The following is a 21,925-nucleotide window of genomic DNA, read 5'->3' on the forward strand; positions in this document are numbered from 1 at the left end:
GCCCGGTCGAGTGGGGGAAGGCACACTCCCGGGTGCGCTCGGGTCGGCCGCTTGGCCGATCCGGGGGCGGTGGGGAAGTTGCTATGTTCGAGGTGATCAGGGGGAGGGATCACGATGACATCGCCGGGGTCGGCCGTCACCCGTCGCGCGTTGCTGGGGATGGCGGTCCTGGTGCCGCTGGGCGCCTGCACTCGTGGGACGCCGCCTCCGAGCCCTTCGGCCCCTCCTCCGCCACCCCCGCCTGCTCCCTCCCGGCAGTTCCACGACCGGTTGATGGAGCTGGAGAAGAAGTTCGACGCCAGGCTCGGCGTGTATGCGCTCGACACCGAAGGCGGCAGCACGGTCGAACATCGCGCGGACGAGCGGTTCGCGTTCTGCTCGACGTTCAAAGGCGTCGCGGCTGCCGCCGTCTTGCAACGCAACCCGTTGTCGCATCTGGAAACCCGGGTCCGCTACTCCCGGGAAGACCTGATGAAACACGCTCCGGTCACCGGACAGCATGTCGCCACCGGCATGACGATCCGCCAGCTGTGCGACGCCGCCGTCCGGTTCAGCGACGGCACCGCGGGCAATCTGCTGCTGCGGGACCTCGGCGGCCCCGCCGCGCTGACGGCGTTCACGCGCAGCCTCGGCGACACCGTCACGCGGATGGACCGGGTCGAACCGGCCATCACCGAGGCCACCCCTGGCGACCTTCGCGACACCACGACTCCGCGCGCTTTCGCCGCCGACTACCGCGAGATCGTGCTGGGCGACACGCTGACGGCCGACAAACGCGATTTCCTCCGCGATCTGCTCCAGCGCAACGCCACCGGTGCCGAGCGCATCCGGGCGGGCCTGCCGTCCGGCTGGACCGTTGCCGACAAGACCGGGACGGGCGACTACGGCACGTTGAACGACATCGCCGTCCTATGGCCGCCGGCCAAAGCGCCGATCGTGCTGGCGATCATGTCCAGCAAGGCGGCCAAGGACGCCCCGTACGACCAGGCGCTGCTCGCCGAGGCCGCGAAGTACGTGGCCGAAACCTTCACGTGATTGGACGCGTAACTCGCGTGTCTGGAGCCGTAACTCGCGTGATTGAAGACGTAACTCGCGTGTCTGGAGGAGTTACGCCTCCAATCACGTGAGTTACGCGTCCAATCACGCGAGTTACGCGTTAGTTGCCGGTGGCGCTGGGGAGCAGGGCGGGGCAGCCGCCGGTGGCATAGGCCGGGTCGTACTCGAAGTGCCACTTCTCGTTGTCGTAGCGGCGGCACCAGCCGAGCGCGCCACCGTTCTCGTCCACCCACGCTGCCGAGTTCAGCGGCTGGATGTCGACGGCGATTCCCTTGACGTGCATGGACGTCTCCGGTTGCAACGCCCACTTCTTGGCCTGCTCCACGGAGCCGAACCGCTCGACGGCCTTGTCGAACTCGCGCTGTTGCTGGCTCCGGCTGCGCTTGCCGTCGTTCACGCAGAGCGTGATGTTCTGTGCCTTGGCCTTGGCGCGCATGGCGTTCCACGCTTCGATCACGTCCGGGCGCATACCGAAGGTGTCCTCGTCGACATAACGCTTGTCGACGGCGCACGTCGGCCCGCTCTCGGGGCCGGGGACCTCTTCGAGGATCGCGAGCGGTTGCCCGTTCACCGTCTTGACGGCCACGCCGGTGGCTCCCAGCGTCACCATCGCGATCCCGACGAGACCCAGCGCCACGAGCACGCTGATCGCGGTCCGGCGGCTGGAGACGACAGTGGTGGGCACCACTCCGAAGCTACCCAGCGTCCGGCGGGCCGCCAGGGTTTGTGACGTTGTTCCCAGAACGCCCCGGGAGGCCAACCGAATCGGAAAACGCCTGGTGGAGGGACGGTGCGTCCCGGGCCTGGCGGTGGTCGTGAGTGGCGTTTCGGGTTAGAACCCGAAACGCCACTCACGAGACGCGAGCCTCAGCGGCTCAGGTACCCGAGCCACCCGCCGTACCCGGTGATGTCCTCGGCGCCCTCCACGGCCACCGGTTCGCAGACGAACCCGGACACCTCGCTCCCGTCGGCCAGCCGCACCTTCCCGATCGCCAGCGGCGCGGGAACGCCCGCCACGAACTCGCCGAAGCCGCTCGAAGGCAGGTCCCACACCTCGGCCTCGATCGGCTCGCCACCCGAGGCGACCCGGACGAGACCGGGTTTGGGCGGCACGGTGTCCAGCGCGTAGAGCCGGTACTCGGCCGCGGTCGATCCGGAGGAAACGAACCGCCCGCCACGCGAGGTCAGTTCGTGGTTCAGCGGCTGCCCGCGCAGATGGGCGCCGACGACGGCGATCCGCGTCCGCCGCGGCACCAGCCGGGCGACGTCGGCGAGGATCCGGTCGGCGTACGCGGGGCCGACCAGCATCACCCCGAACGGCAGCCCGGAGACGGTTCCGGCGGGTACGGCGAGCGACGACAGGCCCAGCAGGTTCGTCGAGTTCGTGAACCGGCCCAACCGGGCGTTCACGCCCAGCGGATCGGCCTCGACCTCGGCGATCGTCGGGTGCCCTGTCGTCGTGGGCAGCAGCAGGCAGTCCACAGTGGACAACACTGCCGACGCTTCACGCGAAAGACCGTCGAGCGCGGCCAAGTCGGTGAACAACCGGTGTGCCGGGATGTCCTTCGCCGCACCGATGATCCGCCGCACGGCCGGATCGACGGCATCCGGGTGGGCGTCGATGAACTCGCCGACCGCCGAGTACCGCTCGGCCACGAAGGCGCCTTCGTACAGCAGACGCGCCGCGTCGAGAAACGCCGATATGTCGACAGTGACCAGCTCGGCTCCCGCGTCACGGAACTCGTGAGCCGCCGCGGAGAACGCGTCCGCCCACCCTTCCTGAAGGGGACCGAGAGCGTCCGGCACACCGATCCGGAAAGGACGGTGGACCACCGGAAGATCCCGCGGCTCGCTGAGACACGCGAAGGCCGCCGAAGCCTCGTCGACCGACCGCGCGAACACCGTCACGCAGTCGATGCTCGCGCACGCGGGCACGACACCGGCCGTCGGCAGCAGACCGCGTGTCGGCTTGAGGCCGACGATCCCGTTGAACGCCGCCGGGACCCGCCCGGATCCGGCGGTGTCGGTGCCGAGCGCGAGATCCGCGATGCCGAGCGCCACCGCGACCGCCGACCCCGAACTCGACCCGCCCGACACGTACGCCGGGTCGATCGCGTTCCGGACCGCGCCGTGCGGACTGCGCGTGCCGACCAGTCCCGTCGCGAACTGGTCCAGATTGGTCGTGCCGAGGATCAGCGCCCCGGCCGCCCGCAGCCGCGCCACCACCGGCGCGTCCTCGTCCGGCAGGTAGGCGTACTCGGGGCACGCCGCTGTCGTCGGCAGCCCGGCGACGTCGATGTTGCCCTTGACCGCGGCCAGTTTCCCGTACAGCGGCAGGGAATCCCCCGCCGCACGACGGGCTTCCAGCTTCTCCGCGTCGGCGAGCACGTCCGCCTCGGGACGCAGGTCGATCCAGATCTCGGGCCGGTCGACCCGCGCGATCCGGTGGTACGCGGCGCGCACCCGTTCCAGCACGCTCATCCCGCGCTCCTTCCCCATTGCCTGGTGGTGAACCCCCGCCGCGATCGACGTCGGCAGGGCGCGACCTGGTAAAGCTCGTTCCGGTGGGTGATCAGGGCGCCCTGCCACCGCGATAGCGGGGCCTTCGGCTGGGTGGGTTCACGCGTTATGTCCATTCGACGAGACCTCCTCAGCTACGCCAATAGGCTCCAAGACCACCAGCGGTGTGCCGGGGGCGACCTGATCGCCGGGAGAGACGAGCACCTCGACGACCTCCCCGGCGGCGGGCGCGGGGATCCGCGCCTCGGTCTTCATCGCTTCGAGGATCACCAGCGTCTCCGCCGGGTCGACCTTCTTGCCGGGGTCGACGTCCACCCGCCACACGGTCGCGGCGAACGGTGCCTCGACGACGTGTCCGCCGGGCGGGGCCTCGACCTTCGTGGTCGGGACCTTGGCCCCGACGGGTTCGGGGCGAGGGTCGAATTCGCCCGCCGCCGCCCAGGCTTGCCGTTCCGCCTCGAACGCCGCGCTCTGCTTCGCCCGGAAAGAGGCGATGTCGGCGGCGTTGTCGGCCAGGAACCGTTCGTGGTCGGCCAGCGCGAACTCGCCGTCGGTGATGTCGAGTTCCAGTTCCCCCGCCGAACTCTGTGCCCGCAGGTCGAGCAGTTCCTCGGCGGTCACCGGGTACCACGAGATCCGGTCGAAGAACCGCAACAGCCAGGGCGAACCCGGTTCGAACGACCCGCGTTGCCGCCAGCCGCTCCACACCTGCACGGTCCGCCCGACGAACTGGTACCCGCCGGGGCCTTCCATCCCGTAGATGCACAGGTACGAGCCGCCGATGCCGACCGAGTTCTCCGCGGTCCAGGTGCGGGCCGGGTTGTACTTCGTGGTGACCAGCCGGTGCCGCGGATCAAGCGGAGTGGCCACCGGCGCGCCGAGATAGACGTCGCCGAGGCCGAGCACCAGGTATTCCGCGTCGAACACCGTGCGGTAGACGTCGTCCACACTGGACAGACCGTTCACCCGCCGGATGAACTCGATGTTCCACGGGCACCACGGCGCGTCGTCGCGGACGCCCGCCATGTACCGCTCGATCGCTTCGCGCGTCGCCGGGTCGTCCCAGGACAGCGGCAGCCGTACAGTCCGGCTCGGCACCACGAGATCGGCGGTGCGCGGAAGATCGTGCTCCACCTCCTGCACGAGCCCGAGCAGTTTCGGCACCGGCAGCACGTCCGGGTCGACGTGGACCTGTAGCGAGCGGATGCCCGGGGTCAAGTCGACGACGCCGTCGAGCCCTTCCGTGGCCAGCCGATCGGCCAGGGCGTGGACCCGCATCCGCAGGGCCAGGTCGAGTTTCATCGGCCCGTACTCGATCAGCAGGTTGTCGTCGCCGCTGCGCCGGTAGGTGACCTCGGGGTTCTCGTCCGATGTGGACAGACGGCCGAGGATGCCACCGTCGTCGATCGGTTTCCGGCTCGCCTCGACCGCGGTGTGGGGCGTATCCCGCAAGGAAGAGGCGTGCTCGGTGGTGATCGGCACGAACCGCACGGTGTCGCCCGGCCGCAACTGGCCGAGTTTCCAGCGCTGCCCGGTCACCACGGTCGCCGGGCAGACGAACCCGCCGAGGCTCGGCCCGTCCGGTCCCAGCAGGATCGGCAGGTCACCGGTGTAGTCGACGGCACCGATCGCGTACGGCGTGTCGTGGATGTTCGACGGGTGCAGGCCCGCCTCACCGCCGTCTTCCCGCGCCCACCGGGGCCGGGGTCCGACGAGCCGGACCCCGGTCCGCGCGGAGTTGAAGTGGACCTCCCAGTCGGTGGCGTAGAACGTTTCGACGTCGTCCGGGGTGAAGAACTCCGGCGCGGCGTGTGGTCCCTCGGACGCGCCGATCTCCCAGTGCGTCGAGAAGACCGGCCGTTCGGCTTCGGGAACCGGTCCGGTGACGGCGTTCTCCGGTTCCGGACCGGGGGAGAGGACGTCACCGGTCGCCAGCGCGCCCCCGCCGTGCCCGCCGAAGCCGCCCAGGGTGAACGTCGCCGCGCTGCCCAGGAAGTCCGGCACCTCGATCCCGCCGCGGACGAGCACGTACGCGCGGAGCCCGGCGGTGCCGGTGCCGACGTCGAGCACGCCTCCCGCGGGGATCTCGAGGGGCGTCCACTGTGGAACGGGCGTGCCGTCAAGGGTCACCGGCGACGGCGAGCCCGTGACGCAAACGATTGCGGCGTCGGTGAACTTCAGCGAGACGCCGTCTACAGTGCACTCCAAGCCCGCCGCGCCTTCGGGATTGCCGAGCGCGCGGTTGCCGAGACGCAGCGACAAATCGTCCATCGGGCCGCTCGGCGGGACACCCACGTGCCAGAACCCCAGCCGTCCCGGCCAGTCCTGGACGGTGGTCATCGTGCCGCCCCGCAGGACCTCGATCCGCGGCTCGGGATCGGTGATCGTGTCGAGCGTCGCGGTGTCGTGCGTGATCTCGTGCAGCCGCTGATCGGCGGCGACCGCGCGCAACTGGCCGAGGTTCGTCCGGACGCCGTCCACCCGGCTCTCGCGGAGCGCCTCGCCCAGGGCGGCCAGCGTCGCCTCCCGGTCCGCGCCGACGGTGATCACCTTGGCCAGCAGGGGGTCGTAATGCGTCGTCACGTTCGCGCCTGCCTCGACCCAGGTGTCGACCCGGACGCCTTCGGGGAAGTCGGCGCGGGTCAGCAGACCCGCGCTCGGCCGGTGCCCGGCGGCCGGGTCCTCGGCGTAGACCCGCGCTTCGACCGCGTGCCCGCGCGGTTTCGGCGTGGTGGCGAACATCCCGGTGTCGCCGTCGGCGAGCCGGAGCATCCACTCGACGAGGTCGATCCCGTACACCGCTTCGGTGACCGGGTGTTCGACCTGAAGGCGCGTGTTCACTTCCAGGAACGCGGCCACTTCCCGCCTCGGGTCGTAGATGAACTCGACCGTCCCGGCCGACCGGTAGCGCACCGAAGCGCAGAGATCGACGGCCGCGGAGACCAGTTTCTCCCGCACCGCTTCGGAAAGCCCTGGCGCGGGGCACTCTTCGAGCACCTTCTGGTTGCGCCGCTGCAGGGTGCAGTCCCGCGTGCCGAGCGCCAGCACCTTGCCCGCGCCGTCGCCGAACACCTGGACCTCGACGTGCCGCGCGTGGGTCACCAGCTGTTCGAGGAACACGCCCGAGGTCGAGAAGCTCTTGGCCGCGATGCTCTGCACCGCTTCCCAGGCGTCCCGCAGTTCGTCGGCGGACGCGCAGGCCCGCATGCCGATCCCGCCGCCACCGCCGGTGGCCTTGAGCATCACCGGATAGCCGACCATGGCGGCCGCGGTTTCGGCGTCGGCGAGGGTGTCCAGCAGCCCGGTGCCGGGCAGCATCGGGACACCGGCCTCGACGGCCTTCAGCCGCGCGGTGTGCTTGCTGCCGAATACTTCGAGATGGTCCGCGGTGGGTCCGGCGAACCGGATCCCGGCCGCTTCCGCCGCTCTGGCGAAAGCGGCGTCTTCGGACAGGAAGCCGTAACCCGGATGGATCGTGTCCGCCCCGGTCTTCACCGCGGCTTCGATGATGGCGTCGGCGAGGAGGTAACTCTCCCTCGCCGGTGCCGGGCCGAGCCGGACGGCTTCGTCGGCAAGCCGTACGTGCGCGGCCGTACGGTCGGCGTCGGAATAGACGGCGACCGTCGGAATGCCCATCTCCCTTGCGGTCCGGATGACACGGACCGCGATTTCCCCCCGGTTGGCGACGAGCAGCTTCACCCGGCACCGCCGGTGACGATCATCCGGACCGGCGTCGGGTCGAAGCCGTTGCACGGGTTGTTGATCTGCGGGCAGTTCGACACCAGGACCAGGACGTCGGTCTCGGCACGCAGCTTGACCTCCAGGCCGGGCGCCGAAATGCCGTCGACGATGCCGAGCGTGCCGTCCTGTTCGACCGGCACGTTCATGTACCAGTTGACGTTGCTGACCAGATCCCGTTTGCCGAGGCCCCATTTGGCGCCTTCGGTCAGGAAGTTCTCGACGCAGGCGTGCTGGAACCGCGTGTGCTGGCCGTAGCGGAGGCTGTTCGACTCCTTGCTGCAGGCGCCGCCGATCGTGTCGTGCCGCCCGCAGGTGTCCTCGACGACGGTCAGCAGCGGTGCGCCCTCGCCGGTGCGCAGCACGCTGCCGGTGGTGAGGAAGATATTGCACTGCGCGGCGATCGTGGCGGCCGCGCTGTACCTCTTCGCCGTGTCGGCGGCGTCGTAGCAGAGGAAGTCGACGGCCTGGTTGCCGCCGAGATCGATGATCGCGAGCGTCTCGCCCTCGCGGAGCACGGTGGAGTACGGCGCCCGCGCGGCGACCTCGGTGTCGGAGATGATCGTCATGCGAGGCCCCTTGCGGTGAGGTAGTCGGCGGTGTTCTCGAAGGCACGCTGCGCCTCGGGGGAAACCGTCCACTCAGGACTGTCCGGAGTGGACGGTGCGGAGCGCTGGGCGAGGACTCGCAGCGGCGTGACCGGGTAGTCCGGGCGCGGATCGAGCGGATGTGCCACGTTGGCGATCAGGACGACGACCGGGAGTTCCGTGCGCAGGACCACGGATTTGCCGGGACCGGCCGAACCGGTGAACGTGAGCCCGCCGTCGGCCTCCACGTGGACGCCTTGGAAGAAGGACAGGCTCGGCGGGAGGTCACGCGGCGTGAGGCCGTGTTTGGCCGCGGCGAGGGTGAACAGCGCGTTGCCCGATGGCGAAGCACCCTGCGGGCTCCCGTCGCCGTAGCGCTGCGCGTTACTGTCCACAGTGGACGTTCCGCAGAGGGCGTCGTGCTTGCCGCTCTCGTCGGTGACGACGGTCGCGAGCACCCGTGCCTGATCCGAAAGCAGGGCGATCGCCTCGCCGAGGTAGGCGTTCCACTGGACCTTCACCGTGTCCGCGACGTTCAGCCGCTCCCAGGGCTGGTCCGCGTTGAACAGCAGCAGATGCGCGCAGGCGTCCCCCTCGACGTCGGTCAGCCGCAGCTCGGTGCCGCGGGCGAGGACCTTGTGGGTGTAGCCGCCGCCGGCGACGGTCTCGGCCCAGACCAGCTTCGCCGGGTCGATCCCGGGCGGCGGGTCCGGCCAGGTGGACGCGGGGATTGCGGGCATCGCTTCGGTCACGGTGCCCGCCTGTGCGCGGGCGTGGTCGCGAGCGCCGTACGTGGTCGATGTCGTGCTCATGGAACCTTCCTTCAGGTCGCGGGGACGGGAACCGTGGTGAGCGCGGAGCGGCGGCGCCAGCAGAGATAGCCGGTGAGCAGCGCGGCGCCGACGAACTCGATCGGGAACAACAGGACCCAGACGGAACCGGTGCCCGCCAGGTCGTAGATCTCGGCTCGTGGCCAAGCGATGTTGACGATCATCATCGCGCCGTACCCTACTGCCGCGATGTTGACCGGAATAGCCCATCGCCCCAGGGAGAAATGGCCGGGCTCGGCGGTGAAACGGCCTTGACGGCGCCGGAGCAGCAGCGGCCCGGTTACCAGGAGATAGGCGAGGTAGACCACGACCACCGAAGTGCCGGTGATCGTGCTGAAGATGGTCGGGTTCCCCAGATTCAGCAGCAGAAGCCCGATGGCGAGCGCCCCGGACAGCACGGCGGGCGCGATCGGTGTGCCGGTGCGGGCGTTCACCGCGGAAAGGCGCCTGGCGCCGGGGAGCGCGCCGTCGCGGGCCATGGAGTAGATCAGCCGCACGGTGCCGGTCTGGATGGTCAGGGTGCAGACGACGACCGCGATCGCGACGTCGGCGAGGAAGACCCGGCCGAGAGTGTCACCGAAGACGGCGGTGATCACATACGGCAGGCCTTTCCCGGCCAGTTGCCCGTCGGTCAGGCTCGGCGCCGCCATCAGCGCGGTGAGGACGACGGCGAGCCCGCCGACCCCGGAGATCAAGAGCGCGCGGAGCACGGCGCGCGGGGCGACACGGCGCGCGTCCTTGGTCTCCTCGGCGACCGAGGCCGCGGTGTCGAAACCGTAGAGAACGTACGCGGCCATCAGTGCCGAAGCGAGAACGCCGCCGGCTCCCGGGCTTTCGCCCGCCGGCTGGGTCACGACCTGCGGGCCACGGACAGCGAACGACGCGAGACCGACGACCAGCACGAGGACGCCGACGAGTTCCGCGGCGACCCCGATGTCGTTGATCCGCGCCATGAGCCGTACGCCGCCCGCGTTGATCGCGGTGGTGATGACGATCAGCAGGGTGCCGAGCAGGACGGCGTTGCTGGCGCCGGTCGGGGAGGTGATCGCGGGATCCCCGCCGACGAGCTGGAAGCCGCTCCAGACCGACGGGAGGACCACCTGCAGCGCGATCGCGGCACCGGCGAGCGCGACGACGCAGCCGACCAGCATCATCCAGCCGGCGAGCCAGCCCCCGAATCCGGGGGAGAGTTGTTTCGCCCACTGGTAAACCGATCCGGCCAGCGGGAATCGGGCGGCGAGTTCGGCGAAGTTGAGCGCGACGAGCAATTGCCCGGCGATGACCAGCGGCCATGTCCAGAAGAAGAGCGTGTCGCCGAAGGAATAGCCGAAGGCGAACAGCTGGAACACCGTGGTCAGGATGGAAACGAAGGAGAAACCGGCGGCGAAGGCGGAGAATCCGCCGAGTGTCCGGCGAAGTTCTTGGCGGTACCCGAAGGCGGAAAGGTCTTCGGAAGGCATTTGCGGAGGCTCCTGTCTCAAGGGCCGAATTTCGATCGGCTGACCGAAATTAAGCGCGTGCGGGATCCTTCCGATCTCCGCCGGGTAAGCGCGGTGTTAACAGATACCGGATTGGGTAACCTGGGCCGACCACCGGACGTAACAAAGATCTTCGCGAAGAAATGGCAGGATCGGATAGATGACGAAAACGACCGGGGTGGGAAGGCCGAGAGCCAGCGGCGCCGTGGCGAGCAAGCGGGAAGCGCGGCTCGCCGTATTGGACGCGGCGGGGGAGCTGTTCACCGGCGCCGGGTACGCGGCGACGACCACCCGAGCGATCGCCGAACGCGCCGGCCTGCGCCAGGCGTCCCTCTACTACCACTTTCCGTCCAAAGAGGACATTCTCGCGGCGCTGCTGGAGGACACCGTCCGGCCGTCACTGGACGTCGCGGGCGGGCTTTCGGCGCAGCTCGCGCCGGTCGGCGCACGGCTGTGGGCGCTGGCGTACGCGGACATCCATCTGCTCGGCAGCGCGCGGCACAACCTCGGCGCCCTGTACCTGCTGCCGGAGATCTCGTCGCCGAGGCTGGCGCGATTCCGCGCCGAACGGGCGGAACTCAAACGCGTCTACGGCTCGCTCGTCGCCGCGGCCGGCGTACCCGGTGGCCTCGTCGGCATCCGGACCGACCTCGTGTTCGGGCTCGTCGAGAGCATCGCGATCGTCCGGCGTGACCAACCGGACCTGGACGTCGAAGCGCACGCCGTCGAAGGGGCCGACAGCGTGCTGAGGCTCGCCGGTATCGGGGAACCGGACGCGGGGCTGCGTGCCTCCGCCCGGATGCTGCTGGAGGACTGAAAGCGGATCAGGCGGTGGCGGTGGCGTGCAGCGCCTTGCTCAGCGCCGCCACGGTCAGCTCGACCTGCCACGGCCGGGCACCGCCGTCGCGGAGCACCTGGGCGACGGCGTCCTCGCTCAGCTCCGCGGGCGGACGCCAGCAGGTGCGGCGCACCAGTTCCGGCAGCAGCAGGTTCTCCACCGGCAGCCGCCGGTCCTCCGCGATCGCGGCCAGCGCCGCGCGGGCGGCGACGAGCCGGGCGGCGGCGTCGGGATCCTTGTCCGACCACCGGTTCACCGGCGGCGGGCCGTCGGTCTGCTGCGCGGGGGTCGGCAGTTCGTCGGCGGGGAGCGCGCGGGCGGCCTGCAGATGCCGCAGCCAGCTCGCGGTGTACTTGCGCTGGACCCGGCCGCTGAACACCGGCAGCGCCTGCAACTGCTCGACGGTCTTCGGGTCCGCGGTGACAGCGTTGATGATGGCGGTGTCGGGCAGGATCCGGCTCGGCGCGCGGTCACGTTTGCGGGCGAGCTCGTCCCGCGCCTGCCACAGTTCGCGCACGGCGGCGAGACCGCGAGCGCTCCGGATCTTGTGCACCCCGGAGGTCCGGCGCCACGGCTCGGCCCGAGGGGCGGGCGGCGGCGCGGTGCGGACGGCCTCGAATTCCTGCTGGGCCCAGTCGAGCTTTCCCTGGGCGGCCAGATCGGCCTCGAGTTTCTCGCGCAGCTCGATGAGCAGCTCGACGTCGAGGGCGGCGTAGTTCAGCCAGTCGACGGGAAGCGGGCGCTTCGACCAGTCGGCGGCGCTGTGGCCCTTCTCCAGCTGGTAACCGAGAAGGAGTTCGACAAGGGTGCCGAGGGCGACCCGTTCGTACCCGGCGAGCCGTCCGGCGAGTTCGGTGTCGAACAGGCTCTTCGGGTGCAGGTCGAGTTCGGCGAGGCACGGCAGGTCCTGAGAGGCCGCGTGCAGCACCCATTCGGCGTTGTTGAGCACTTCCGCGAGGGGTTCGAGCTGCCCTTCGAGCGGAATGGGGTCGATGAGGAAGGAGCCGGCACCTTCGCGGCGCAGCTGCACGAGATAGGCCTTCGGCCAGTATCGGTAGCCGGACGCGCGTTCGGTGTCCATGGCGATAGCCCCGCTGCCGCCCGCGATCTTCACGCAGGCTTCGGCGAGGGCTGTCGCGTCGGCGATCACCGGCGGAGTGCCCTCGGCGGGCTCGCGCAGAAGAACCGGTCCACCGGTGTCATCGGTGCCGTTCTTCGGGTCCGTCTGCGGTTCTCCGGGTCGGTCGCCTTCCATAGGTGAAGACCCTACGGGACGAGCGGACCGCGCCTGGTCCGCCCGCCCCGCAGGGCTGTTCGCCTTTGTCAGCGGATCACGCCGGCACGCATGGCCAGCGCCACCATCTGAGCCCGGTCACCCGTGCCGAGCTTGCGCCCGATGCGGGAGAGGTGGGACTTCACGGTGAGAGCGGAGAGGCTGAGTTCCTCACCGATCTCCTTGTTGCTCTGGCCGTCGGCCACGAGCTGCAGCACCTCGACCTCGCGCGCCGAAAGCTCGCGCGGGGTGTTGTCGGTGCCGGCGACTCGGGTGCCGGTGGCCAGGACCGGTGCGACGCTCGGGTCCGCGTAGACGCCGCCCTCGAGCACCCTGCGGACGCCGTCGGTCACTACGACCGGCGATGCCGACTTGAGCAGGTATGCCTGGGCGCCGGCCTGGAACGCCGACCTGACCGCGTACGGGTCGTCTGATGAAGCGAGCACCACTACTCGAGGCCAGCCATGGCTACGGAGTTCCGTAACCAGCTCGATGCCGCTGCCATCCGGCAGTCCGAGATCGAGGATCGCCAGATCACAAGGCCCTGTGGCCTGTGCTCGCGCCCTCGCCTCGGCCACCGTGGCGGCCTCGTGGACGGTGCCCGCACCCATCTGTGCGAGTCTTGCTGAGATTGCCTCCCTCAACAATGGGTGGTCATCGACCACCAACACGGAAAAAAGCTCTTCCCGCGGGTGCGGAACCATGCTCGCCGGCAATGAACCGGCTGGCGTGGATCGGACGGCCTGAGAAATGCCGACGGTAGCCACGTCACTACCTCCCTGGAGTCGGTCGTGCCCCCCGACCGGCACCGGGACTTTCGGCCGTTTAGCCGCGCCAGCTTTAGACCGAAAGTGGTGTCGTCGATGGCACTGTAGCCGCCCCGAGGCCTTCACGGGGGGATCGAATGGGTATCTATCTCAAACCAGTGGTCACTCAGGGAGTTCGTAGTAACACGATCGGGCTAGTACACAGCCGGTGGCTAACACATCGCCGAACGAACACGATGCACTGGGGATACCGGGGCCCAACCGACTGTGCAGATGAGCCGTGCACCTGCCGGTGCCTCTGCCCGGGACGCTCGAAGAGCAGTGCGCGGGGACCCGGAAAGCGTCCCCGGCATGGGGCTTGATCAACTTCGCGGAGAGTCATGATCGCTCCGCTCAGTGACTGCGCCAGTAACGCTCCGGAAGGTCTCCGGGGTGCCCGGAGGGCCGTTTCGTGCTCACTTGATCTTGTTGCGCACGGTGACAGCCGGGTTAGCACGAACGGGGTGGTTCAGACCTCTGTTCGACCGGCTCCGTGCTGGTCGGGGCTGGTCTGGTCCGAATGGCCGCGTCGGGTCTCTCGACGCCGTACGGACGCTCTCGGGGCTCGCGGATGGAGTAGGCGAAGGCGCCTTCGGTCGCTTCGGGGGTCTTCGCGGGGACATGAAGGACTCCTTGCTTGCGCTAGGCGCAATGAAGGAGTCCTTCATGTCCTTGGGTCGCCGATCTGCCGGCGATAGCAAGGGACCTTTAGTATCGCTAGCTTTCCTAGCGGCGCTAGATGGCCGGAACTCGCAAAATAACCCAAATGCTATGTCTCGATTGCCGGGATTCGGCGTGTCGGGACCGCTGCCGAGTCCGTGAAGGCCTCCTTGAGGGACCCAGAGTCCCTCAAGGAGGCCTTCACGGACCTTCACGATCACCTCAAGCGCCTCAGCAGCCCCAGCTTTCACAGGGCCGGGCCGTGAGGGCCTCCTTCCCTACCCTCACGGTAGGGAAGGAGGCCTTCACGGACCTCTGCCTGCGTCTGACCTGCGGGTTGGCGGGTGGGTCGTGGGGTGATGTCACCACCAGGCCGATGGACGTCGCGCCCGTGACCGGGTCAGCCGTGAGTTCCGCGTCCAATCACGCGTGTTACGCCTAAGGCCACACGACGACCAAGGGGATCTCAGAGCGCGAGCCCCGAGTAGTGGGTAAATGCAGAGTCCCTCAAGGAGGCCTTCACGGACCTACGGAAGTCGTGAGCGGCACTCGCCGGACAGCAGGAGGCCTCTCGGGGACCCGAGTGGGGATGCGAAGGTTCTCTGAGCCGACCGTCAGGAGGACTGGCGCTGCTCGAAGAGGGTCACGCCCACCGGCGGCAGCCCGACGACGCTCGCCATCACCTGGCAGAAGGCCTGCCCGTGCGGCCGCAGTGCGGCGTCGGTCGGCGTCCAGGACGCCCGGAGTTCCAGATCGTCGGTGCGCGAGGGTCCGGAGATATCGCCGAAGCGAGCTGAGGAAGTCTCGGTGACGGTGCCGCCCAGCGCCGTCCAGTCCGCGCCGGAGCTCTCCAGCGCGTCGGTCAGCCACGACCAGCCCACGGCCGGCAGGAAGGGATCGGTCGCCAGTTCGCGGTCGAGTTCCGCGCGGACGTACATGACCAGCCGCAGGACCCCGTCCCAGCCCTCCTGGCCGTCCGGGTCGTGCAGCAGCACCAGCCGTCCCGACGCCAGCACGTCCGCCGGTCCTTCCACCTCGCAGCTCACCGCGTAGGACCACGGCGCCAGCCGCTGCGGCGGGCGCATCGTCTCCAGCTGCACTTCGGGGCGGGGCCGGACCGATTGCAACGCCGCGACGGCTTCACGGAAGAGATCGGGTACTGATGTCATCGCGGTCACCAACCGACTGTAGGACGGGACAGTCCGGTTCGGGGCGCAGGCGCGCCGAGAGTAAGGCCCCTGAGCACCCATGGCACCATGAACCGTGATGTCTCCTTCAGCTGCTTCTCCCGCGCAGACCGTTCCCGCGGCCCGTCGCGCCCTGCCCGGTGCGCCGTTCCTGGCCGCCGCGCGCGGTGAACGCCCGGCCCACACCCCTGTGTGGTTCATGCGCCAGGCGGGCCGGTCGCTGCCCGAGTACCGGGCGCTGCGCGAGGGCACCTCGATGTTCGACGCCTGCTTCGACCCCGAGATGCTCGCCGAGATCACGCTCCAGCCGATCCGCCGTCACGGCGTCGACGCGGCCATCCTCTTCAGCGACATCGTCGTCCCGCTCAAAGCGGCGGGCCTCGACATCGACATCGTCGCGGGCACCGGACCGGTGGTCGCCGAGCCGATCCGCGACGCCGCGGGCGTGCGCGCGCTGCCGGTGCTGGACCCGGAGCAGGTGGAGCGGGTCGCCGAGGGCGTCCGGCTCCTGGTCGGGTCGCTGGGCGAGACGCCGCTGATCGGGTTCGCGGGCGCGCCGTTCACCCTGGCGTCGTATCTCATCGAGGGCGGCCCGAGCCGCAACCACGAACACACCAAAGCGCTCATGCACTCCGAGCCGGAGCTGTGGCACGAGCTGGCCGGGCGTCTCGCCGACATGGCGATCACCTTCCTGTCCGCGCAGCTGGACGCCGGGGCCGACGCGATCCAGCTGTTCGACTCATGGGCGGGCGCGCTCTCGGAGCGGGACTACCGCGAGTTCGTCCTGCCGCATTCGGCGAAGGTGCTGTCCGCGGTCGCGAGCTACGGCGTGCCCCGGATCCACTTCGGCGTCGGCACCGGCGAGCTGCTGGTGGCCATGCGCGACGCGGGCGCCGACGTGGTCGGCGTCGACTGGCGTATCCCGCTCGACGAGGCGGTCCGGAGGCTCGGCGGCGGTGTCGTCCAGGGCAACCTCGACCCGGCGCTGCTGCACGCGTCCTGGCCGGTGCTCGAAGCGGAGGTCCGGCGCATCCACGCCGAGGGCCGCGCGGCCGACGGCCATATCTTCAACCTCGGCCACGGCGTACTGCCCGGCGTCGACCCGGACGTTCTGACGCGCGTGGTCGGGCTGGTACACGAACTCCGATGAGAACGATCGCCGTCATCGGTGGCGGTATCTCGGGGCTGACCGCGGCGTACCGGCTGCGGACGCTGCTCGGCGAAGCCGCCCGGATCGTCGTTCTCGAAGCGACGGAGTCCCTCGGTGGAAAGCTCCGCACGGTCGAACTCGCCGGTGAACGCTACGACGTCGGCGCGGAGGCCTTCCTCGCCCGCCGCCCCGAGGCGCTCGCTTTGGTCCGCGAGGTCGGGCTGGGCGGAAGCCTCGTCCACCCCACCAAGGCCCGCGCCAAGATCCACGCCGGCGGATCCGTGCTCGGCCTGCCGCCGGGCACGGTCATGGGCGTTCCGGCCTCGGCCGACGCGGTCGCGGGAGTGCTGTCGGAGAAGGGCCGCGCGCTGGTCGAAGCCGAGTCGTCGCTGTCACCGGTGGAACTGCCCGCCGGTGACGTGCCACTCGGCCCGCTGCTGCGGGAGCGCTTCGGCGACGAACTGGTCGACAGGCTTGTCGATCCGCTGCTCGGCGGGGTCTACGCCGGGGGAGCGGACGGCCTCGGGCTGCGCGCGACGATGCCCGGTCTCGCGTCCGCGATCGATCGCGGCGCGCGCTCGCTCACCGAAGGCGCCGCCTCGCTCATGCCCGCCTCGCCGAGCACGGCGCCGGTCTTCGGCACCCTGCTCGGCGGCCTCGGAACGCTGATCACGCGGCTCGCGGAGCTGTCCCGCGCCGAGATCCGGACCGGGACCACCGTGACGGCACTCGAGCGCACCGCCGGCGGCTGGAAGGTCGACGACCTCGACGCCGACTCGGTTCTTCTCGCGGTCCCGGCGCCTTCGGCCCGGCGGCTGCTCGACGGTGTCGCAGGAGTGGCGTCGTCGATGTTCGCCAAGGTCGAACTCGCGTCGATGGCGGTGGTCGCGCTCGCGCTCCCGCCGGGGACCGCGCTGCCGGAGTCGTCCGGGGTGCTGATCGGCGCCGGCGAGCGAGACGCCGCCGGGAAGCCGTTCGCCGCCAAGGCGTTCACCTTCTCCTCCCGCAAATGGGCGCAGTACGGCGAAGGCCCGATGCTGGCGCGTGGCTCGGTCGGCCGCTTCGGCGAACCGGGCGCGCTGCACGCCGACGACGACGAACTCGTCCGCGTGGTCCGCGACGATCTGGCCCGGCTGACCGGGGTCACCGCCGAACCGATCGACACCCTGGTGACCCGATGGGGCGGCGGGCTCCCGCAGTACGGCACCGGGCACCTCGTCCGCGTCGAGCGGATCGAACGCGCCGTCGCCGGCGTCCCGGGCCTCGCCGTGGCGGGCGCGACGCTGCACGGCGTCGGGCTCCCGGCGTGTATCGCCACCGCCGACGCGGCCGCCCGCCGCATCGCCGGGATCACACCGACCCACGAGGGCTCTTGAGCACCGGCAGTGCCAAGATGGCGGTATGGCGCGGCTGAACTACAACGAGCTCAATGACACCATCCGCTACACCGCCTGGTCGGTCTTCCGGGCCGAGCAGGGCAAGCTCGGTGAAGACCGCGCGAAGGCGACCGCGGAGACCACCGAGTACCTCGACGCCCTGGAGTCCAAGGGCGTCGTCGTCCGCGGTGTCTACGACCTTTCGGGGCTGCGTGCCGACGCCGACTACATGATCTGGTGGCACGCCGAGGAGATCGAGCAGGTCCAGGCGGCGTACAGCGGTTTCCGGCACACCCCGCTCGGCCGCGCGTCGGCGCCGGTGTGGAGCCAGGTCGCGCTGCACCGTCCGGCGGAGTTCAACAAGAGCCACATCCCGGCGTTCCTCGCCGGTGAAGAGGCCCGCAAGTTCATCTGCGTCTACCCGTTCGTCCGCTCCTACGAGTGGTACCTGCTGCCGGACGACGAGCGCCGCAAGATGCTCGCCGACCACGGCAAGGAGGCCCGCGACTACCCGGACGTCCGCGCCAACACGGTCGCGTCGTTCGCGCTGGGCGACTACGAGTGGATCCTCGCTTTCGAGGCCGACGAACTGCACCGCATCGTCGACCTGATGCGGCATCTGCGCGGCACCGAGGCCCGCCTCCACGTGCGCGAGGAGATCCCGTTCTACACCGGGACCAAGGTGGAACCGGCCGAGCTGATCGCGCTCCTGCCCTAGTGAAGGCCTCCGTGGACACCCGCGTCTGGACCACGCTCACCGGCGACACCCTCGCCGAAGACGCCGTCGAGATCACCGGCCCGGAGTCGGTGCTGTCCGGCACCTTCCGGGTCGAGGAGGCGGCGACCACGAGTATCGCCGCCGCGACGCTGGCCGCCGGTGAGCTCTTGCGGCTGCGCGGGATCGAGCCGGGCAAGGTCTCGGTCGACACCCGGCACGCCACCGCGTCGTTCCACAGCGAGCAGTACATCCGGGTCGACGGCGAACCGGTGCCGTTCAGCGCGCCGCTGTCCGGCGACTACCAGGCGAACGACGGCTGGGTGCGGCTGCACTGCAACTACCCGCGTCACGTCTCCGCCGTGTGCTGGGGCCTGGGCGTGCCCGCGACCCGCGCGGCGTTCGAGAAGGTCGTGGCGGCCAAGTCGAAGTACGAGGTCGAGTCGGCGGTGATCGGTGCCGGCGGTGCGGCCGCGGTGCTGCGCTCCCGCGAGGAGTGGCTGGCGCACAAGCAAGGACAGGCTGCCGGCGGGCTGCCCGTCGCCGAGATCCGCTCGCTCGGGCCGTCGGAACCCGTGCGCCTGTTCGAGTCCGACCGGCCGCTGGGCGGGGTGCGGATCCTGGACCTGACCCACGTCATCGCCGGACCGGTCGCGGGCCGCGTGCTCGCCGCGCACGGCGCCACCGTCATGCACATCGGGTCTGCCCAGTTGCCGACCGTGCCGCCGCTGGCCGTCGACACCGGGATGGGCAAGCTCTCGGCGTACGTCGACCTGGAGACCGAGGCCGGGCGCTCGCGGCTGCGCAAGCTGATCGCGCGCGCCGACGTCGTGCTGCAGGGTTTCCGGCCGGGATCGTTGGTGGCCAAGGGTTTCTCGCCGGAAGCGATCGCGGAGCTCCGGCCGGGGATCGTGGTCGCGGACCTGTCCGCCTACGGCTGGGAAGGGCCATGGGCGCGCAGGCGCGGATTCGACAGCCTGGTGCAGATGGCGTCGGGGATCGCCGACGAGGGCGGCAAGACCGCCGGGCTCGACGGCCCGGGACCGCTTCCGGTGCAGGCACTCGACCACGCGACCGGCTGGCTCACCGCGGCGGCGATCATGACCGCGCTCCGCCGGGCGGCCACCGATGGCGGCACCCAGCACGTCCGTACCTCGCTCGCCGGGACCGGGGAGTGGCTGAACTCCTTGGGACGCAAGGAAGCCGGGCCCACCGGCTTCGACGGCGGCGAATGGACCGAAGAGGTCGACGGTCAACTCGGCCGGGTCACGCGGGTCAAGATGGCCGGTGCGCTGCCCGGCTCGAATCCACAGTGGACGGAAGCGACGCACGTACCCGGAAGCGACCGCCCGGTCTGGTGAACCGCCGCAAGTAGGTGACTAATTGCGAGCGTTTGCTGGTTCTGGGGCGGTTGGTCGGTGTCGTGAAGGGCACCTTTGAGACGTCGAACGTCCTGAAGGGTCCCTTTGAGACATCCTGGAAGACCGCGAACCGCCGCAAGTAGGTGACTAATTGCGGCGTAGGCGTAGCCGTAGGCGGCCGGCGAGGCGTCCCTTCGGTTTGGGTACCTCACCGCGTTCCACGAGCCATGCGCCGAAGGCGTCCGCGTACGCCCGCGCGCGGATCGCGTCGGTCTTCGGGCTGCTCGTCGCGTACTCGCGGAAGAGTGCGCCGAACCGGTCTCCGAGCGCCTCGGCGAGGTCCGGGCGAAGGTAGGCGACCAGCCTGCTTTGCTTGTTCCGCAGGACGTTCGCTTCGATACGGAGCCGCTCCGCGTCGAAGCCCGCCGGGGCGTCGCCTCCGGCGAGCAGCGCCTTGAGCAGCTCGGCCTGCCGCGCGGCGAGCCGCTCCCGGGGCGACGTCACGGCGAGACCGCTTCCCTGAGCGCGGCCAGTTCGGCCGCCAGTTCGCTGTCGGGCGGGTAGTCGTCGTCGCGCTCCAGCAGGACACCCGGCGGCTCGGTGCGCCGCCGCAGTTCACGCAGCAGGTCCAGCACCTCCGGTACCACCGGATGGGCGTGCGTGTCGTGGTAGACGCCGTCGCGTTCGACACCACCCGCCATATGCGTGTACGCCAGCCGCTCCCACGGGATCTCGTCGAGGAACCGTTCGGGATCGGTGCCGAGGTTGCGGGCGTTGGCGTACAGGTTGGCGACGTCGATGATCAGCAGGCAGCCGGTCCGGTCGGTCAGCTCCCGCAGGAACTCCGACTCGGTGAACTCCGCGTCCGGCCACTCCAGCACCGCCGCGATGTTCTCCAGCGCGAACGGGACGTCCACGATGGACTGCGTCAGTTTGACGTTGTCCACCAGGACATCGAGCGCTTCCCGGGTGCGGGGGAGCGGCATCAGATGCCCCGAGTCGAGGCCACCCGCGCGTACGAAGCACACGTGGTCGCTGGCCATCGGCGCGCCGAGCTCGCGGGTGACCTCCGCGAGATGCTCGACGCGTGTGGTGTCCAGTGGTTCGGCGCCGCCCAGCGACAGCGAAACCGCGTGCGGCAGGACCGGGATTCCCTTGTCGCGCAACGCGACGAGGGTCTCGGGCAGATGCCCGGTGTGCAGGTTCTCGGCGACGACCTCGACCCAGTCGACGCCGGGCAGCCGTGCGATCGACAGGTCCAGCTCGTGCCGCCAGCCGATGCCGATCCCGAGCCTGCCCGGCCCGTCAGCCACCACAGCCGCCGCCTCCGCAGGAGCTCCCGCCGCCTCCGCCGCCGCTGCACGAGCTTCCGCCGCTGCTGCACGTGGAGCCGCCGCCGGACGAACCGCCACCGAAACCGCCGGAGACCGGAGGCGGGATCAGGGCCGCGCTCAGTTCATCGTCGGGGTAGTAGGAGAGACCGCCGAACGCGACCGCCGCGGCGGCGCCGCCCAGCACGGCGCCGCCCATCATCGCGCCACCGCTCGTGCCGCCCACCGCGGTCGCGTTGGGGATCCCGCGGTTGCGCTCCCGCCCGTGGGCGGACCTGGCCCGGTGGAGGATCCGGTCGCCCTCGCCGGTCGGACGCGGACCCGACCGCTTGTTCTTGACCACCTGGGCGACCAGCGTCGCGAATCCGGCCGCGAGCAGCAGCGGGATCAGGAAACCGACGGGGTGGTCACCGGAGATCCCGGCGATCAGGCGCGCCACACCGAGGACGAGCACGGCGGAGTACAGGAAGTACACGACCTGGCGGATCCGCGGCGCCCGGTCGGCGACCACGAGTCCTCGGTCCTCCAGCCCCTTGCCGAGCGCCTGCATCGGGCCCGACATCCGCAGCCGGTCGCGGATGCCGCGGGTCGTGGCGTTGTACCCCGGCCGCGCGCCCTTGGCGACGGCCTTTTCGATCGGGTCGGCGGGCTCGGAGCCGGTGAGCTGGAGCTGTTTCGTGCTGCTGACCCGCAACGTCCCGCGGTCGACCAGCGCCGCGATGGCCGTGTCGACCACCCGGTCCGGGCCGCCGGCGAGATAGGCGAGTTCGTACACCGTCGGCTCCGGTCCGCTCACGGCGGCGCGCGGCGCCTTGCGGCCCAGCTTGGCCGCGATCGTCCACAGGAGACCGACGATCAGCGGGAACACCAGCAGTGCGCCATAGATCGCCAGGAAAGTGGGTCCGGGGATGCCCCAGGTGTCTTCCATCGCACGGGCCTTTCACGAGCAGGTGCACTTACCGTAGTCGGACGTTTTTCCGTCCGGTCGTGGTTCCGTGATTCGACCATCCGGAGTGGGT

The 21,925-nt window shown here is 70.1% G+C and carries 18 protein-coding genes; 6 read left to right on the plus strand and 12 right to left on the minus strand.

Features of this window, described 5'->3' with window-relative positions; genetic code table 11:
- Nucleotides 1-114: 114 nt before the first annotated feature.
- The gene (bla, locus tag DL991_RS01915; protein ID WP_125780306.1) at nt 115-1,035 is read left to right on the plus strand and encodes a class A beta-lactamase; all 921 of its coding nucleotides are present in this window, start codon (nt 115-117) and stop codon (nt 1,033-1,035) included.
- 121 nt (nt 1,036-1,156) lie between these two features.
- On the opposite strand, the gene DL991_RS01920 is transcribed toward bla, so the two are convergent.
- From DL991_RS01920 to DL991_RS01945, 6 genes are all read right to left on the minus strand, one after another.
- Nucleotides 1,157-1,744: a D-alanyl-D-alanine carboxypeptidase family protein gene (locus DL991_RS01920; RefSeq protein WP_125780308.1), complete on the minus strand. Its 588-nt coding sequence runs from the start codon at nt 1,742-1,744 to the stop codon at nt 1,157-1,159.
- A 179-nt stretch (nt 1,745-1,923) separates the two neighbouring features.
- Nucleotides 1,924-3,537, minus strand: a complete 1,614-nt coding sequence (gene atzF, locus DL991_RS01925; protein WP_125780310.1) for an allophanate hydrolase — start codon at nt 3,535-3,537, stop codon at nt 1,924-1,926.
- Nucleotides 3,538-3,675: 138 nt separating this feature from the next.
- Complete coding sequence (gene uca / locus DL991_RS01930; RefSeq protein WP_125780312.1) at nt 3,676-7,275, minus strand: urea carboxylase; 3,600 nt, start codon at nt 7,273-7,275, stop codon at nt 3,676-3,678.
- Nucleotides 7,272-7,883, minus strand: a complete 612-nt coding sequence (locus tag DL991_RS01935; protein ID WP_125780314.1) for an urea amidolyase associated protein UAAP2 — start codon at nt 7,881-7,883, stop codon at nt 7,272-7,274. The genes uca and DL991_RS01935 overlap by 4 nt, the downstream gene beginning before the upstream one ends.
- Nucleotides 7,880-8,713, minus strand: coding sequence for an urea amidolyase associated protein UAAP1 (locus tag DL991_RS01940; protein ID WP_125780316.1), 834 nt, complete (start codon nt 8,711-8,713; stop codon nt 7,880-7,882). Before DL991_RS01940 ends, DL991_RS01935 begins: the two co-directional genes overlap by 4 nt.
- Before the next feature lie 11 nt (nt 8,714-8,724).
- The gene (locus DL991_RS01945; RefSeq protein WP_125780318.1) at nt 8,725-10,191 is read right to left on the minus strand and encodes an amino acid permease; all 1,467 of its coding nucleotides are present in this window, start codon (nt 10,189-10,191) and stop codon (nt 8,725-8,727) included.
- A gap of 178 nt (nt 10,192-10,369) precedes the next feature.
- On the opposite strand from DL991_RS01945, the gene DL991_RS01950 reads away from it, so the two are divergent.
- On the plus strand, nt 10,370-11,026 hold the full coding sequence (locus tag DL991_RS01950; RefSeq protein WP_125780320.1) for a TetR/AcrR family transcriptional regulator: 657 nt from the start codon (nt 10,370-10,372) through the stop codon (nt 11,024-11,026).
- Nucleotides 11,027-11,033: 7 nt separating this feature from the next.
- On the opposite strand, the gene DL991_RS01955 is transcribed toward DL991_RS01950, so the two are convergent.
- The 3 genes from DL991_RS01955 to DL991_RS01965 all read right to left on the minus strand — a co-directional run bounded on the left by DL991_RS01955 (nt 11,034) and on the right by DL991_RS01965 (nt 14,964).
- A complete protein-coding gene (locus tag DL991_RS01955; protein WP_125780322.1) occupies nt 11,034-12,302 on the minus strand; it encodes a ribonuclease D in 1,269 nt (422 codons plus the stop codon).
- Nucleotides 12,303-12,370: 68 nt separating this feature from the next.
- A complete protein-coding gene (locus tag DL991_RS01960) occupies nt 12,371-13,087 on the minus strand; it encodes a response regulator transcription factor (protein WP_034318331.1) in 717 nt (238 codons plus the stop codon).
- 1,313 nt (nt 13,088-14,400) lie between these two features.
- The gene (locus DL991_RS01965; RefSeq protein WP_199746301.1) at nt 14,401-14,964 is read right to left on the minus strand and encodes a DUF3000 domain-containing protein; all 564 of its coding nucleotides are present in this window, start codon (nt 14,962-14,964) and stop codon (nt 14,401-14,403) included.
- 88 nt (nt 14,965-15,052) lie between these two features.
- Between DL991_RS01965 and hemE the strand changes: the two genes are divergently transcribed.
- The 4 genes from hemE to DL991_RS01985 are packed head-to-tail and all read left to right on the plus strand — an operon-like array spanning nt 15,053 to nt 19,575.
- Complete coding sequence (gene hemE, locus DL991_RS01970) at nt 15,053-16,123, plus strand: uroporphyrinogen decarboxylase (RefSeq protein WP_125780324.1); 1,071 nt, start codon at nt 15,053-15,055, stop codon at nt 16,121-16,123.
- Nucleotides 16,120-17,499 (plus strand): protoporphyrinogen oxidase, encoded by a 1,380-nt coding sequence (hemG, locus tag DL991_RS01975; protein ID WP_125780326.1) that lies wholly within the window; start codon nt 16,120-16,122, stop codon nt 17,497-17,499. Before hemE ends, hemG begins: the two co-directional genes overlap by 4 nt.
- 25 nt (nt 17,500-17,524) lie before the next feature.
- Nucleotides 17,525-18,217 carry a hydrogen peroxide-dependent heme synthase gene (gene hemQ / locus DL991_RS01980; protein ID WP_125780328.1) on the plus strand — a complete coding sequence of 231 codons (693 nt, stop codon included), beginning with the start codon at nt 17,525-17,527 and terminating at the stop codon, nt 18,215-18,217.
- Between the two features lie 11 nt (nt 18,218-18,228).
- Nucleotides 18,229-19,575, plus strand: coding sequence for a CoA transferase (locus tag DL991_RS01985; RefSeq protein WP_125780330.1), 1,347 nt, complete (start codon nt 18,229-18,231; stop codon nt 19,573-19,575).
- A gap of 147 nt (nt 19,576-19,722) precedes the next feature.
- On the opposite strand, the gene DL991_RS01990 is transcribed toward DL991_RS01985, so the two are convergent.
- The 3 genes from DL991_RS01990 to DL991_RS02000 are packed head-to-tail and all read right to left on the minus strand — an operon-like array spanning nt 19,723 to nt 21,834.
- Nucleotides 19,723-20,079 carry a hypothetical protein gene (locus tag DL991_RS01990; RefSeq protein WP_125780332.1) on the minus strand — a complete coding sequence of 119 codons (357 nt, stop codon included), beginning with the start codon at nt 20,077-20,079 and terminating at the stop codon, nt 19,723-19,725.
- Entirely contained in the window at nt 20,076-20,888 is an 813-nt protein-coding gene (locus DL991_RS01995) for a DUF692 domain-containing protein (protein ID WP_125780334.1), read from the minus strand. Before DL991_RS01995 ends, DL991_RS01990 begins: the two co-directional genes overlap by 4 nt.
- The gene (locus tag DL991_RS02000) at nt 20,881-21,834 is read right to left on the minus strand and encodes a TIGR04222 domain-containing membrane protein (RefSeq protein ID WP_125780336.1); all 954 of its coding nucleotides are present in this window, start codon (nt 21,832-21,834) and stop codon (nt 20,881-20,883) included. The genes DL991_RS01995 and DL991_RS02000 overlap by 8 nt, the downstream gene beginning before the upstream one ends.
- Nucleotides 21,835-21,925: the final 91 nt, after the last annotated feature.

The organism is Amycolatopsis sp. WAC 01375 (genome assembly GCF_003947325.1).
GTDB lineage: Bacteria > Actinomycetota > Actinomycetes > Mycobacteriales > Pseudonocardiaceae > Amycolatopsis.